Source organism: Paenibacillus agilis (genome assembly GCF_007786455.1).
Classification (GTDB): domain Bacteria; phylum Bacillota; class Bacilli; order Paenibacillales; family Paenibacillaceae; genus Paenibacillus_B; species Paenibacillus_B agilis.
Window position 1 is genome coordinate 57974 of record NZ_VNJK01000007.1, and the last position, 15700, is coordinate 73673.

Consider the following 15700-nt stretch of genomic DNA (forward strand, 5'->3'; position numbering starts at 1 on the left):
GTTCACCTCATGTAATCGGTTCGTTCATGTTGTAGTTTTTCGATAGCATCTTTAAGATCTTTTACTGCAATCAATTTCATTTGACCTATGCTGTTGTTCTTAACTTGTTCTTTCATTGAATAGGGATACAAAAATAGGTCTGCTCCTGACTCTGCTGCAACCTTCATCTTAGTATTTAATCCTGAAATCTTTTTAACCTCTCCCTCTGAACTTATTGATCCTGTACCAACAATCTTTAGATCACCCAAATGCATCATATCAGGTTGGAGCTGTTGAACCAGCCCAAGAGCAAGGATCATGCCTGAGGAGCTGCCTATCATGTCGTTTGGAACATTAATAATTCTGTCTTCGTCAAGTTCTGTGTAGGGAGTGTTATTAGCAAGCATAATGCCTATAGATGGCTGACCGTCACTACCCGGGATCAATCTAGACTTAAGAATCATTGTCTCCCCTTCTCGCAGAAGCTTCACTTCAATAATTTCTCCTATTTGTTTTTCCCTCAAAGCACCTGGGATGTCAGAAACAATGTCGATCGGATATTCATCAATGGAAATAAGATGATCTCCTTCTAAGAATACCGATACCTCTTTCATTTCAGGAACTAATATCACCACAGGTGATTTCAATGTACGAGGAACATCCATATCTAAGTAAGAGAAGACGGAATGGAGTATTTCTTGTTTCATATAAGGAAGAATGTTTCTTGATATTTTCCTTTGATCTTCTGGTGATAAGTCGAATTCATATTGCGCTGCTTCTAATTCATAACCTTTGATCGCATTTATAATATCACTAATCTTTTTAGAGGAAATGTAACTTTTGTTGTACACTATGTTGAAGTTTGATGGTACTTTTTTAGAAGTAAACATACTTGAGTCAAGCATTTCATCGACACTTATAATTCCACCTGGACCTATATATGTGCGACTCTGTTGGGGTATCAATATATCAAGCCATACTAATAGAAGCACAGCTGCGCTTAAGATTAGAACTTTCTTATATCTCATTATAAGCCCCTCACTTAAAGCAGCCTTATTTGTTTGTGTGATTCATCTACTTCCTTTAATAGCTTTAAATGGTTAACATGACTAATCACTCCTTTGTTCATTTTATGAAACCTTACTAAGTAATCAAGTACATGCGACTCGGTAGGCAAATCAAGCGTTTTCTTTAAATGTTCCACTTCATCCTTTACATGTGGCTTTGCTTTCACACTCTTTCTAGGGTCCTTTTTGTTATTCAATTTCATCACCTTTCTGATCATCAATCATTTTGTACCCAAATGAGTATCATTTGTACCCATTATACCCCGTTTTGTACCCAAAGTAAATTCATTCCAAGGAATTAACTTCATAAAGAGACCCCTTACATAACGGAAGGGGTTGTAGTTACAAACGTTCTATATGGTTAGTCCCAATCTCTCATCCTCGATAGGAGCAGCTTAATCAAATTTCGCTGATTTCCTTTTCGTACTTCAATAATAAAATCCCAAAAGAGAATTGAAATGAGCTCATGAAGTGTCATTTTAAATTTGGAGTCGGCAAGCCTTAAATCTTGTAAAAACACTTCACCCCTAAGAGCGAGCTGTCTCTTCATATCAATTTCAAGAGCACTCCACTTCATATCAATCCAATCTTCTTCCGATTCCACAGTTAGGTGTCTGTGATGAACCGATCTCTTTTCTAAAAGTCGCTTTATCATTTCCTCTGTCTGATAGTGACTTCGTATTTGCAGCAAAAAGTCTTCGTATAACATTTGTACCAGCGAAGCAACTGAAATGAGATTATCGGGATCTTCACCAGTCAAGCTGTACATATCATCAAGAAAGATTTCAGCTCGCTGAAAATCTATTTCCCTAGCTTTAATGCGAACCGGAGTAGAGTTTTTCTTTCTATTCCCTTCAAAAAAACCACTGAATGCATGGATAAAACTTTTACGCTTCATATTCAGCAAAACGAATCACCACCTGACCGCAATTTAAGTAATTCATAATATACCGATGAACAAATCGTCTAATTGAAGAATTACTTTGGAAAGCCAGCTCCTCTACGTAATCAAAGGTTTTTTGATCAAGTTTTATGTGCATGTATTGACCTGTGTCCTGGTATTCAATTTGATGCAAGCGGTCAGGATAAAGTTTGTAATGGTCTAGCGCTGCTATGAATACAAGGGTGTTTGAAACGGATTCATTTCTAACGATCTGCCTTTTTTCTTTCGCGAGGCCGCGCAATTTCTTCCTTTGTTCTAGTGTGACAGGAAACTTAATTGACTTTAATTTATCCGAACGTACTTTCCTTTTCCGTTCTGCTTCATTCACAGGAATAGACTCTGGTTCTTGAAAGAAAATTGAGTTAAGCCCTCCCCTTTTCTCCACTTACAATTCGCCTCCCTTAAATATCCCATGGTCATTTTGCTATTTTTCCATTTTTCTATTAATAAAACCTATGAGGACAATCTATGAATTAGAACGTTTACGACGTGGTTTTTATGGAGAGAATATTACATAGAAGGAGGTGTTTAATTGATGAGTAGCGTCACTAAAAAGGAAGCAATGGAATTAATGCATATCATGAAAAAAGTGGCCCATAGACACACCGTTCCTAAAGTGGTGAAGAACAAAAAAAAAGGAACTACAAAGTAGCTCCTTTTTGATGGTTATTTCTTTGAAACTTCAAAAAAGTTATAGATGATAGAAGCAGCCTCAGCGCGTGTAACATTCTGTTTAGGACGGAACGTACCGTCTGGATAGCCCTTCACAATCTCAGCTGCAGACAGCAACTGAACATCTGTCATTGCCCAGCTAGAGATATTAGATGTGTCACGATAAGCCATGCCTTTCAATTCATGTTTTTCCATTAGGCTGCCGATCATTCTAGCTGCCTGTTCTCGTGTAATTAAGGTGTTCGGTCTAAATTCAGTTTTACTAAACCCTTTAATTACTCCATGATCATGCGCAATGCGCAATGTTCGATAGTACCACGCATCAGATTCAATGTCCTTAAACGCCATAGGCGTTGATGAGCCTTTTTCTTCTAAACCAAGCGTCTTGACTATGAACGTCATAAACTCCGCGCGTGTAATGGCTCTATGCGGCTCAAACAATCCATTTACGGGTTTTGCAATAATACCTCTGTCATATAAGGATAAGACCTTATTTTTGTTGTACAGCCCTTCAATATCCTTAAATACGACATCTTCAATTTTCTGTTCTTCTTTATTGTTATCTTGTTCGTCAGGGACTTTGTTATCATTACCATCGGATGGTTTGTTATCGCCATCATTAGTAGAAGATGAATCCTCTGTACTCGACTCGCCATTACCAGTATTACTCGAAGTATCCGATGATTTCGCAGTCCGTGATTTTATCATTTGAACTTTAGATCGATCACCGGATTCATTTTCTGTCCAAACCTCAACCTGGATATCCGTATCTGGTTTAAGATTTTGAAGTGTGAATGTTTTTTCTTTCCCGCGATAAACTTCCTTATTATCTTTCGTCATAATAATCATTTCGTTTTTAGAACCGATCTTGAAATGATAAGTTATTTGAGACTGAGCAGCATCAACATCTACTTTAAGGTCTCCAGATGGCAAGGTATCGAACGATGGCACTTTGACTATCGAACCTTCTCCAGTAGAATTGAATGGTACTAAGACTATATCCTTGTATCGCTTAGCACTCTCTAATCCTGTTAATGTAGCAAATGAATCTTTTGTTTCTACGAGTAGATTACCTCCTTGATACACTCGATAACCATCTGCTCCAGCTGCATCTTCCCAATCGATTTTCACACTATTCTCTGATATCTCTTTCATTACTACTTGTTGATTGTCCATACCTGGACGCATAACCCAAACAAATGGTGTTTCTGCACCTATGCCAGTTTCGTTAACAGCTTGAATTGTAAACCTATAAGTTCCACCTTGCTTCAATGACTTAACCGTCCATTCAGCATTGGTAGCAATGCCAATTTCTTTCCCTTCTTGCTTAATCACATAGGTTTTCGCAGAAGGGGTAGGCTCCCAAGAAAGTTTTAAGTTCTGACCATCTTCAATAGCTTTGATTACCCCAACTTGAGAAGGTAAAGTTAAAAAGGAAGCAGACGTATTTGGGCTATACCCCGATTCATTGCCAGCTGCTACATTTACCTTATAATGCTGACCTGCATTTAAACCCGTTACCTCCAACTCCGTATCAGAAGTTTCTATTTCCCTATCTCCAACCTTCACTCTATATTTGTCAGCACCAGTAGCTGCTTTCCATGTAAGAACAGCTTTTGTTTCATTAATATTCGATATTTGCATGGAGTCAGCTTCTACTACTGCTGGGATCGTTTTTAACGAAGTAGATACTTCTTCGCCATGTCCACTTCTGTTTTCAGGTCGAACACTAATCTTATAACGCTCTCCTGGGTTAAGATCCTTCACCTCAAATGTTGTTGCTGGAGTGTTCCCAACTACTTGACCATCCACAAGAATTGAATAAGTACTTGTCCCTTTCAAACTATCCCATTCTATAATCAAATGATCAGATCCATATTCTAACGTCCGTATACCACTAATACGTGATGGTAACGTAACCACATTTAATAAATCTGCCATTTGTCCGGTTCCTGTTTGATTGATTGCTGAAATAAAGTAATTATACTCGGTTTCTGAAGCAAGCCCACGATCCCTAAATGACAACTCATTACCATTGTATATCGTGAGTTGTTCTCTCTTTAAATCATAATACGTAGCAGTCGTTACTGAATCCCAATTCAAATGAACACCATCATTATAAATTTGTAACGTTGAAAACTTTCCTGGTGCACTTGGGAGCGACAAATAACTAGCTGTTGCTGCAGCTCCTCGTCCTGCGCTATTTTCTGCAGCTACCTTAACCGTATAGTATCTACCTGGCTGCAAATTGTTTACAGGATGATACGTTGCTGATGTGACTGTATTTTCAAAAACAGCCTGTTGAGATACATTTTCTATTACACTTATATGATACTTATCTGCTAATGGAACTGATTCGAAATACACGTTCGCGTTCGCTGGATCTCTTTCAATAGAATACAAAGTTAACTGCTTAGGTGCAGTTGGTATTGTTTTTGCAGATACCGGTGAACTAAACGCGCTGCTTCCACTGTGGTTCTTAGCCATCACCCTGTATTGATATTCGTTCCCAGGACTAATCGTACTATCAATCAGAGTATTAGTAGGATATGCAACATTCCAAACTTGCCCTGTCGTCATATTTTCAATGAAATATTGGTATCCATCTGTTAGTACGTTACCAGGTAGGTTCCATGACAACTTAATTTTGTTTTCTTCTGCTGAATCTATTTTTAAATTTGGTGCAACTGGTAAGGACTGCAGCTGTAATTCTTGACTTGTCATCTGCTGTGTATTCCCAGCCAAGTCCGTTACTTTCGCATGCACGTACCAAACACCCTCGTTTGTGATTGTAAGCTCTTGTTCATTTTTTGTAGCAGCTGTCCAGTGTAAAGGTGCTGCCGGACTGTTCGTAACCGCATAAAAACGATTGTTTTCGTCAATACCTTGATCGTCTTTATAATGTATAACAATTGGAATATGTCCTTCATGCCAAGTACGCTTCATTGGATCGATAACAATAGTCGGATCCGTTCGATCGATTTTCACCATCAACTCGGATAGTGCACTCACATTACCGGCCTTATCTATCGTGCGGGCTTGTACACGAGTTACACCATCTTTAGTAAGTTCGATCGGACCTGTATATTCATTCCACGTTTGTCCGTCGATACTCCATTCACTTTTTTTAACACCATGAGCATCGATTCCATGCTCGAGAGTGACCGTCACGTTATTATCTGTTCCAACCTTCGACTCCAACTTGGGCGCTGTTGACGCGGTTCTATCAATATACACCAACATCTCAGATTCTGGTCCTATTAATCCAACATTATCAATTGTACGTCCAACAATTCGAGAAATTCCTTCCTTGGCTATTTCAAAAGGTGTAATGTACTCCTTCCAAGGGCCCCCATCCACACTATATTCACTCTTTTTTGGACCACTCTGTTTAGCACCAGTGGGACTACTAGCTTCTGAATCTGATCCATGAAGCATAGTAATTATTACATTATTAGGTGTCCACTCATTATGATCTGTTCGAAGTTGAGGTGATTCAGGTGGGGTTTGATCGATATAAACAGCCCTTTCAGGTGCATCAGTGATAAGCCCTGCTTTGTCTACTGAGCGAGCTTGTATATATGTTGATCCTTGTTCTGTGATGTTAAATTCTCCAGTATACTTAGTCCAGTCTTGCTTGATATCACCATATGTATTAGTAAGTTTATATTCTGTGTAGGCGATACCTGAATGATCATCAATACCAGGCTTTATTGTAACCGGCACTGATTGACTAACCCATTTTGATGTCGCCGGCAAAATCTCAGGAGCAGAAGGAGCTTGGCGGTCAACAGTAATAGTTCCATAATATGTTTCCTCGCCTTGTTCACCATGTTGATCTTTCCCAATAACTTTGAAATCTTTATAAACGCCATCCGGCAGCTCATCAACATGCCATTCTAATGCCCATACTTGACTAATGTTAGTATCAATAGTTGTTTCTTTGCGAACCCCATTTAACTCTGCACTAATAGTAATTTTGTCATCAGCATGATCGGTATGAGTATCCGGATCAATGGCCGTGCCTTCAATTCGAATCGTACCATTATGAGATACCATTCGATCTTCATGAAATGGATATATTCGTGGAGCTTCATTTTTTATTTTTTTATAAAAATACACTTTGTAACCAACGTAATCTTGAACATATCCACTATCTAGTAATATTCCTTCCTTATTTACTAAGTCTCCACACGTAAACGTAGGATTGGTTTGATACGGATCTTCCATTTTTCTAAGCTCTTTTTTTTCTAGTCCTTCGTATCCTTTATCGTACTCAAGCTGGTAATAAACATCATATTGGTTCAAAAGATAGGGATCAAACTCTGCTATCTTTGTGTGCATTTGGTATTCGTGATAATATACCATTTTGTTTCCTTGAATGGACGGATCTAAATCGTAGTATAGACAGCGATCTCCACCATCATTGTAAGGAATATAAGTAGATGACTCTGTTATTAATTCATAACTTAAGACATCTGTTTGAGATGCATTAACACGTGATATCCCAAATGGCTGAGTAATACCCGATATTACTATAAAAGAACATAACATTGCGGTGAATCGCTTTCTTAAAATTGTCATATTGTAATTTTCACTCTCCTAAAAAAATTTGCTTTAGCTTCATTACCTTTAAGTACTCTTCAACATCTGTGAGTGAATACTTGGATAATTCTTGATACATTTTGAACTTTTCAAAGGTTTTAGGTTGCTGCAAAGCACTAACAAAAGCATCCTTTCCACATTCCATAATCATGCGTGCTGGGTCCATTTGTTCAGGTAGCTCTCCCACCCAAACTTCCATGCCCTCGTCAGAAAGGAGTTGCCCTGATTTTAAGGAGCCCTTTCTTCCTGCAGCATCACCGTCATAAACGATGAATACTCTTTTTACACCTTTCCTTTTTAAAAGCTTGGCATGTTCCTTCGTAAACTTTCCTGCACCGCCGGCATCAACTCCATTCTGCACACCATGACTTTCGGCTACTAAACGATCAATAGCAGCCTCAAATAATAGAACAATATGCTTGGGATTGATCTGATCAATGCCGCCTAGAATATTGTCACCTTTGATATAAAGATGCTTCAAACTAGTGTTCTCATCATTAATCGATCTTCCGTAAAGATCGATTATTTTTCCGTTCCGACTAACAGGAATAACAGCACGATGGAACAACGTATCCATGCCCTTTGAATTAATCAGCTTATAGTCAAGAAGCTCTTCTTTTGTATAGCCTTTTCCTTCTAAAAAAGACCGTAACGCACGACCTCCAGGAGCATAACCGACTCCATGTTTTTCAATAACCTCTTTAGCTATTCCCCTAGTGACTAAGTAGTCGTTTTCATACTCAGCATAGAACGTTGCAGCCAGCTGGAATGCATCCTGTTTTCGTTTGAGAGACTCCAACTCTTTCGGATCAACGACAGGTAATTCAACGTTAGCCATTCTAGCCAGTTCTACTACAGCCGTATAAAAGCTCATTCCGACTACGGTTCTCAAAAAATCAATGGCATTTCCACCATACCAACAGTTCATACACATGAATTTTTGTGTTTCGATTTTGATGCGACCATTGTCCATATCACTCTTGCCACAGCAAAATTTCGCTACGTAGAAATGATTGAGCCCTTGCCCTCTTTTTACTTCAACACCATAGTTAGCCATCACATCAATCATTTCTACTTGACCGAGTAGATTATTGACAAAAGTTTGCTCAAAACGAATATTCACTATTAGTCACCTCAGGTATTTTAGATTATCTGAATATCATATAAATAGTTCAAATTATCTATATTCAGATTAGCAAAATGTGCCTACACCGTCAAGGTTGATAGAACCAACCTCCTATGTTTTTGCACAAACTATAAGTCGGAGTTCCCCCATCTCTGAGATAAGATCCACAATACATTTTTTTTGCGGCCGGTAATGCTTGCCGCTTGGCACATAAGGACTATGCAAGGCTAGTTCCACCAAGGTTCCACCAGGCGCGTTTTTCGCGGCGCTGGAACGGTGGAACTCTATTGTCATAAGGGTAAACTGTAAAACAGGCAAACCTTTGACAATAGAGTCCTGCATGGTACGCTGAGCCGGCGCGGCAAGTGTCCATCTTTAGGCCGCTAGCTTCCGATTTATCGAAAGCTTTCCTTATAAAGAATTCATTTAAAAACTGAGGAAATTAACCTAGTAAAACAAACTTTCTGAAAAACTTGATGATCTACTAATTTAATCAAGCACCTATTAGATATTGTTCCACCCCAGGGGAAGTTAATTATGTATAAGATTTATATTTAGAAGAACTAACAGAATCAGAAGTACCAGGCAGCTGCATATCAGTCAACAAGCGGTTAATAAATGGAACGGAAAATGATTCAACAATTAAGTCATATCTGATATATGGAGAATACTTATCATACTTAAAGGAGAATAAGAACTTTTTTTAAAGAATCTTCCAATAATATAAATCATGTGCTATTATCTTAATATCAACTAGATTATTCTCCGTGTATTAAATTTAAAGGAGAAGATTAAAATGAAAATGAAATTAAATGTACTTGTTGCCTCTACCCTAGCACTAACAACACTTTTATCCCCTCTGCAAGCCTTTGCAGCTCAAGCTAAACCCGCAGCTATTACCACACTATCTATTCCAGATCCAGGATCAAGCTTCACCTTGATTGGTGAAAAAAGAGAGACTTTTGATAACACCATTGTTAATAACGTCCTCTCTGCAGCACTAGCGTTCATCTTTGGAAAAGTAACAAAACTGGAGAAAGTCACTAATTCGGCTGGATACATTATTGGACTTACTGCACTTAGCAATTTCATTAACACGAAATTGAGCGATAGTCGTTATGTTTATGCTAATATTCGTGTTGGAGTTAGCTATAATTCTTATCTTGGATACTACGAATACGTCGAAAGCGTTGTTCATTATAAAGATGCCAACTTTAATCAAATCAAAGAGGTATATTACGCACAGACTGGCCATAAAGTTGAAAATGATGTTCTAGCTCGCTACGGGCTTAGAAATCCTTAAAAAAATGAACGAAAACGCCAACGAGTGTAATTGACTCTCGTTGGCGTTTTATTGTCCCATTCCTCTTTCCTATAACCCTTGTGTAAATTCAATGAAACGTCGCACCATAACCACGGCCTGCGCCCTTGTACCACTAGCTTTTGGTGACAGTAATTTTTCAGATGTCCCAGATATAATACGAGCTTGTATGGCAATATTAAAGGCATCTTTGGCCCATGGGCTAACCTGGTTAACATCTTTAAATGAGTGAATATTAAGGGTGTTGGTATAAGAGAAGTTTTCTGTATTTTCAATAAGACGGCCAAAGATAGCAGCAATCTCTTCTCTTGTTATTTTCTCATTAGGTCTAAACTGATTTTTCTTGTCACCCTTTACAATACCTGCAGCACTAGCTCTGTTTACTGAATCATAGTACCAAGCATCTTCTTGTACATCAGCATATTGCATAGACTTATCGCCTTTGAGCTCAAGTGCGGTAACGAGCACTTGAATAAACTCGGCTCTTGTAATTTGCTGATCTGGGCGAAATGCTCCGTCTTCATATCCCCCAATCAACTGGCGTGCAGCCATTAACTGAATGTCCTCGTTAGCCCAATGGCCCAGAATATCATTAAATCGACGTTCTATCATTCCAGCGGATAAAATGGTATCTCCATATACAGATACATACTTGAGATTATTGTGAGCACTGGTTCTCGCAAGCTTTTCGTTTTGATAAACAACGGCTCTCTTCGTGTTCTCAAGCGTTAGATCTAGATTCAGCTCTATATCGACGTGAAGCGATTTATGATTACCCGTTGAGACTTGATAATCTACCATAGCCGGTATTGATCCTTTAGGCAGCTGAGATCCCATGGACGATAACCGTTTTAAGGACAAGGTTAACACATCTACAGGTAGCTCATTAGATTTTAAATTAGCACTTATCTTGCCTACCTCTAAACGAAGCGCAAGTTTCTTATCCTTAAGAAACCCCAATGTATTGTTATCTAGAGTAATAGCATGCTGGCTATCATTAGCTTCCCCTACTTTTATTACAAGCTTTTTACTTTTGTCAGAGTATACTTTTTTGATATCTTCCAAATTAACCTTATATGGAGTTGTTCCTGATTTTTCTCGAATATCTAGCTCTAACGTATCTCCTTTTAGTACAACACTTCCTACAAGTTTAGATTCCGTAGTTTTTCCATTGTTCGTATTTGTACCTGTAGAACCTAAGCGAATAAGATGTATCGTATAGGTTGTTTGCTTTCCATACCCATCATGAAGTGCAACTTTGATTACATTAGATCCTTCTTGTAATGAGACATTTACAAAATTACCTGCTTGAGCATAACTGTTTCCAATCACCACATACGCCGGAGCATTTACAAAGGCGAATACCTTTGCTGTTTCCTTTTCAAACGGAACGGTCGCAGTGTAATTTGTTCGAGCAGGATCAAACCATTCTGTAAATTTGACATCCTCTACAAACAAACTTCTAAGCGGCGATGAGCTGCTAGGAGTGCCACGAGTGATTTTTAAGTTATAGCTATTTATTCTTCCTTCCGGATCCGTTACTGTAATATTGAAATGATTATCTCCTACTACTAAGGTTGTATTATGAGCTGTTCCTGACGCAATAGGACTTCCATTTATCTTAATGACGGTGGAAGTATCAGCTGTTGTTACAATTGCCGCATCTGCTCTCTCGAAGGGCACATGAGCAGTATATGAAGTTCTTCCAGACATAAAAGCCTCATTCAACTTTACGTCTAGAAGAGACAGTGAGATTAGATCAGACTTCGTTGATTGATTAAGTCTCGTAACTTTTACTATGTAGTGTGTGGATTGTTGGGTGTTGGACCCGATCACTTCTACCTTAAATTCATTTAATCCTACTATTAAAGGTAGTGTCATCTGACCTGATATCTCGGTATTATTGATCTTTATTTTAGATCCAGAAACGCCGACTGGATAAATGGTTATCTTATCTTTGGTATAGGCTGCCGTAGCTGTATATGACAATCTTGCTGGCGAAAATGTTTCATGTAAGGGAATGTCTAGTCGCAAAGTTGTTAGTTTTACATCCCCTACTGATTGACCGCTGCTCGTATGACTCAATATTACAGGTGAACCTGATTTACCAATCTTGTTATACCCCACGATACTAAACTGATATTGTCGTCCTGGGCTCAGACCAGTAATCCTAAACTCTCCATCGCTTGCTTTAACTTGACCAAGAGTGTTCCCATCTTGAGAAACGAAAACCGTTTCTAGATCTGTAACTCCTGCAGGAATAGACCATGTTACGATCGCTGCTGTTTCCCCCGTACTCTTAATCGATGCTGATAGAACGGAAGGAACAGGATTTCTCGTCACATTAATTGTATATGATTTCTCTGCGCCATCAGCTTTTACTAAAACAGTTATACTTGTAATTGAATCAGCTGCTAGCTGTATTTCTTGGGATGGATTACCACTATTAATCTTCATCCCATTTACCGTAATGGTTGCTCCTGTATCCCTTGCTGTCGCAGTAACTGTGGTCTGTTGCAATTCACTATTAACCTTTGCTGAATATTGAGTAGTAGACTCATGGAATGGCTGATCAAGCTTTATCCCTTCTATTGTAAGTGAGGACAAGCTGGCATTGTCGGGAGCAGCTGCAGCTGCTGGAACGGAATATAAACCAAATGAAATAAAGAGAATAAATAAGATATAATGAGATATTCTTTTCAACTCAGGTTCTCCCCTTATAAAAATACCGGAGCATTAAATGCCCCGGTATACGAATTTTAGTGTGGTACGGATGTATTGAAGTCGTCATAGCTAGACAAGTCCCCATGATAGAAAATAACGTCTCCATCGCTTAATTGATAGGTATGACCATAACTGTCCTTCTGTGTATTCTTAAAACCTTCCATCTTCCATTGGTTATTCAATGGTGTCGAATGGCCTGGCAAACGATAATACCGCAAGTATGGGTTTCTCGTATCATTATTACGGACAGTCTCAATGTTGAAGTTTACTACAATGTATCCGTTCTTCAAGAAGATGGGCGACTTATCGTGTAGACCCCCATTTTTTCGTCCATACTCAGCAATATTGGTCCCTTTATCAACGACGTATACTGCAGGTGGCAAATAGTATTCACCGTACCACTTCTGAATCGATGCATTTGCTCTTTGTGGACTAACAGTACTAGGAAGCCCTGCTTTTGGTCCAATAAAGGTACGCAGCTGATACGGCAGCGTGAGCTGGCTATAGTACCCTGATAACATTTCCTTTTTAGCTTTGCTTTGATAATCCATGATAAATGCATTACGAGATAGCCCATTTGAGCCATAGTTGTCGTATGCAAAATTCGCAGAGTCCGTTATCTCGTGTGCCGGCACATTACGCATCGGATCATTCAATTTAACTGTTTGCTTGATGTTGTCATCTGGAGAACCAATTTTAACAAAGTACTTTTTACGTGAATGATCATGGTAATACAGATCAACTGGCCTACGTCCTGTACCGTCTTTGTTCACAAAGTAAAACGTAGGTACAATGCGCACTTTATCGTTAGCCCCGAACATGTTCCCCATCGTTTTAAAGTCAAACTTGAATGGATAGCCGGTTTTCACACTCACGTTTTTATACCCTGGATTCGTATGACTACCTGGCTTAATTGGGAGCTGCAATGGCTTCGCATTACTTACTGGATTCCCGTTTAGATTACGGTTTCCAACGAAGTTACCGTTGATATCTCGATCCCCTACCCAATATAGGTTTTGAGAATGCTGCGAGCTGCCCTTCTTCGTTCGGAAGACCGTCTCCCAATCGTAGTCTGAAATGTCCGTTATCCTAAAATCATAGAGCCTCCCGATAACATTGACATCGATCGTGTTAACAGCTACGTGATTTTGCCACTGTCTATTAGCTGATGTCTCATAAGTGAAGTCACTTGGTGTATTCTCAGCTATCGATCTAAAGCTCACAGTATAATTTCCCTCATCAATCCACATTGGCATAATAAAGGTTTCCTCAAGCTGCCCCACCGGAATATCAATCCATGTGTTTTTCAGAATGTACGCACTCTTTGACTTATTGAAAACATCAAATGGGAACGAGACTTGCTTTCGGTCCGTATACTTCGCATAATCTCGATGACCATAACCAGGGTATCCGTTATGCTGCCCCACTGTAGGTAGGGAAACAGTGAATGGTCTATCCAGTATCAAAGCAGCTCGATTTGAGTCCGGTTCTACTCGCTGATTATGCGGCTTATCATCCGTTATGGTTGGATACATCACGACAGGAGTATGTACCGTTACTGTATTAATGCCGTAAATCGGATATGACTTATCAGGATCTCCACCGTTAATATTTCCATTCATCAATTCATATTTAATACTTCCACTACTTGGTTCATCTTTTTTGTTTTGCTTATTAGATGAAATCATATTATTAGGGCTATACAGAACATCTTGTCCAATGATTTTGGGTTCCGGTATCTTCCCTGGACTTGGACCATTTTTAGCTACACGCTTTTTGTCCATAATTACTTGATTTTCAAACTTCAAGTAATCATTTTCAACCTCCACATCTTTGATAGCTCGTTCAGCTATACTCTGAAATGCACCATTCTCATTTGGAACAGATGGCGGTGTAGATCCACCTGTTATAGTTTGTGGTGGTGCAGTTAACACTCCAGGTTCATCTGCCGCATAATAATTTCCCTGTGTTGAAGCAGCATATGCTGGTGGCGAGTAATTTTTTGGCGTCAATATGATTCCGCCATTAGGGAGTGCATAGTTATTTAGTGCTGCTTGGGCGATATTGTAAACGTGAAGCATATCGATTTTATAATATGAAAATGGGCGTTCTACTGTATGAGGGTACACCTCTCGCACAGTGGTCTGCTTAGGATCAGGTACTGTCATCGTTCCTTTACCATCTGGAGTCGGAACGGTCTTACCAGGGTCCCATTTGAGCGTATAGTTCTTTTCTACATTTACTTTATAAGTGCATTTGCCTTGCATTTTATTGAATTTGTTTTCGAATAAATAGTCTCGACCAAAGGTGTTCCCGTACAAAGATTCACTTGTAGGTATCCCTAGTCCAACATCAAACCGTTCATTTCCGCGCTGGTCTGCCTTAATTACTGCCCTTGCCAACGGATCCATATACTTACCATCAAGTGTTTCAGCTACTGATACCGTACATTGCTGTCCTGTTGGGGGATTACATACTGGATCATTAGGCTTACAATCTTCTGGTGGTGTACAACTAGGATCTTTTGGATTTGTTTTACAAGGATCATCCTTTACTTCTTTGTAGTACATATGAACAGTGTACTTTTCATGCTTTCCGTTATAGACGTAAGGCCATGGGTTACCAGCAATAATATCTCCCGATGGTGGTTTATCTGTTGTAGACTTTTTAAATCCAACATATTCATACTTTGCGTTTTTAGGTGGAACTGGTTTATATTCCTTATTCACTACCATTTCTTCATCTTCGATAGGGTTCAAGACATTATTCAGGCTCTTACCATCCTGAGTATAATAACGAACATTGTACTGTGTTGCTAGTTCAATCTTAAAGAGAATAGGTACATATACACGTACACCTCTGACATTAGGAGCACACCCAGCGCACGATTCTTGAGTAATATCTTCAGGTGTAACCATTGCATCTAACAGCATATCCACGGTTATCGGAACCACAGTAGTGTCTGTTCCAATTCCAGAAGGTGTAACACTCTTAATTTTATTATTAGTTAATCCAGCACTAATAGCCTTTTCATATTTGCTATAATTATCACTTCTTGAATCGGTAAACATGATATCGTTGTCTGGTGTCCAAATATAAAGTGAAGGTGTAACACTTTTAATTTTTCTTCCTGGAAACTGAAAGCTGTATACAAAAGATGCTTCTCCGCTCATTCCTTTTCCTGGCGCTTTTCCGTCAGGAACCCAATATCCTGCACTGTTCCTCCACATTTCGTAGTACATCATCCCGACAAAGTATCGGTT

Annotated in this window: 9 protein-coding genes; 1 reads left to right on the plus strand and 8 read right to left on the minus strand. The window is 39.1% G+C overall.

The genetic code is table 11. The features are described from left to right. Positions 1–2 precede the first annotated feature (2 nt). The 6 genes from FPZ44_RS24935 to FPZ44_RS24960 all read right to left on the minus strand — a co-directional run bounded on the left by FPZ44_RS24935 (position 3) and on the right by FPZ44_RS24960 (position 8389). The gene (locus tag FPZ44_RS24935) at positions 3–1007 is read right to left on the minus strand and encodes a hypothetical protein (protein ID WP_144995134.1); all 1005 of its coding nucleotides are present in this window, start codon (positions 1005–1007) and stop codon (positions 3–5) included. Positions 1008–1021: 14 nt separating this feature from the next. Beyond that, positions 1022–1243 carry a hypothetical protein gene (locus FPZ44_RS24940; RefSeq protein WP_144995136.1) on the minus strand — a complete coding sequence of 74 codons (222 nt, stop codon included), beginning with the start codon at positions 1241–1243 and terminating at the stop codon, positions 1022–1024. Between the two features lie 164 nt (positions 1244–1407). Then, positions 1408–1944: a hypothetical protein gene (locus tag FPZ44_RS24945; RefSeq protein WP_261378552.1), complete on the minus strand. Its 537-nt coding sequence runs from the start codon at positions 1942–1944 to the stop codon at positions 1408–1410. Further along, positions 1934–2374 carry a hypothetical protein gene (locus FPZ44_RS24950; RefSeq protein ID WP_144995138.1) on the minus strand — a complete coding sequence of 147 codons (441 nt, stop codon included), beginning with the start codon at positions 2372–2374 and terminating at the stop codon, positions 1934–1936. The genes FPZ44_RS24945 and FPZ44_RS24950 overlap by 11 nt, the downstream gene beginning before the upstream one ends. A 281-nt stretch (positions 2375–2655) precedes the next feature. Beyond that, positions 2656–7245 (minus strand): fibronectin type III domain-containing protein, encoded by a 4590-nt coding sequence (locus FPZ44_RS24955; RefSeq protein ID WP_144995140.1) that lies wholly within the window; start codon positions 7243–7245, stop codon positions 2656–2658. Between the two features lie 10 nt (positions 7246–7255). Continuing rightward, a complete protein-coding gene (locus tag FPZ44_RS24960; RefSeq protein ID WP_144995143.1) occupies positions 7256–8389 on the minus strand; it encodes a toprim domain-containing protein in 1134 nt (377 codons plus the stop codon). A 799-nt stretch (positions 8390–9188) separates the two neighbouring features. Here FPZ44_RS24960 and FPZ44_RS24965 point away from each other — a divergent pair. After that, complete coding sequence (locus tag FPZ44_RS24965; protein WP_144995145.1) at positions 9189–9695, plus strand: hypothetical protein; 507 nt, start codon at positions 9189–9191, stop codon at positions 9693–9695. A 69-nt stretch (positions 9696–9764) separates the two neighbouring features. Here FPZ44_RS24965 and FPZ44_RS24970 read toward each other — a convergent pair whose 3' ends face one another. After that, on the minus strand, positions 9765–12416 hold the full coding sequence (locus tag FPZ44_RS24970; protein ID WP_144995147.1) for a cadherin-like beta sandwich domain-containing protein: 2652 nt from the start codon (positions 12414–12416) through the stop codon (positions 9765–9767). Between the two features lie 56 nt (positions 12417–12472). After that, positions 12473–15667, minus strand: coding sequence for a DUF5704 domain-containing protein (locus FPZ44_RS24975; protein ID WP_222429839.1), 3195 nt, complete (start codon positions 15665–15667; stop codon positions 12473–12475). Between the last annotated feature and the right edge of the window lie 33 nt (positions 15668–15700).

Bases quoted from the DNA above. Each gene is read 5' to 3' on its own strand.
- FPZ44_RS24975 (WP_222429839.1), bottom strand. From the start codon at position 15,667: ATGTGGAGGAACAGTGCAGGATATTGGGTTCCTGACGGAAAAGCGCCA.
- FPZ44_RS24945 (WP_261378552.1), bottom strand. From the start codon at position 1,944: ATGAAGCGTAAAAGTTTTATCCATGCATTCAGTGGTTTTTTTGAAGGG.
- FPZ44_RS24965 (WP_144995145.1), top strand. From the start codon at position 9,189: ATGAAAATGAAATTAAATGTACTTGTTGCCTCTACCCTAGCACTAACA.
- FPZ44_RS24935 (WP_144995134.1), bottom strand. From the start codon at position 1,007: ATGAGATATAAGAAAGTTCTAATCTTAAGCGCAGCTGTGCTTCTATTA.
- FPZ44_RS24955 (WP_144995140.1), bottom strand. From the start codon at position 7,245: ATGACAATTTTAAGAAAGCGATTCACCGCAATGTTATGTTCTTTTATA.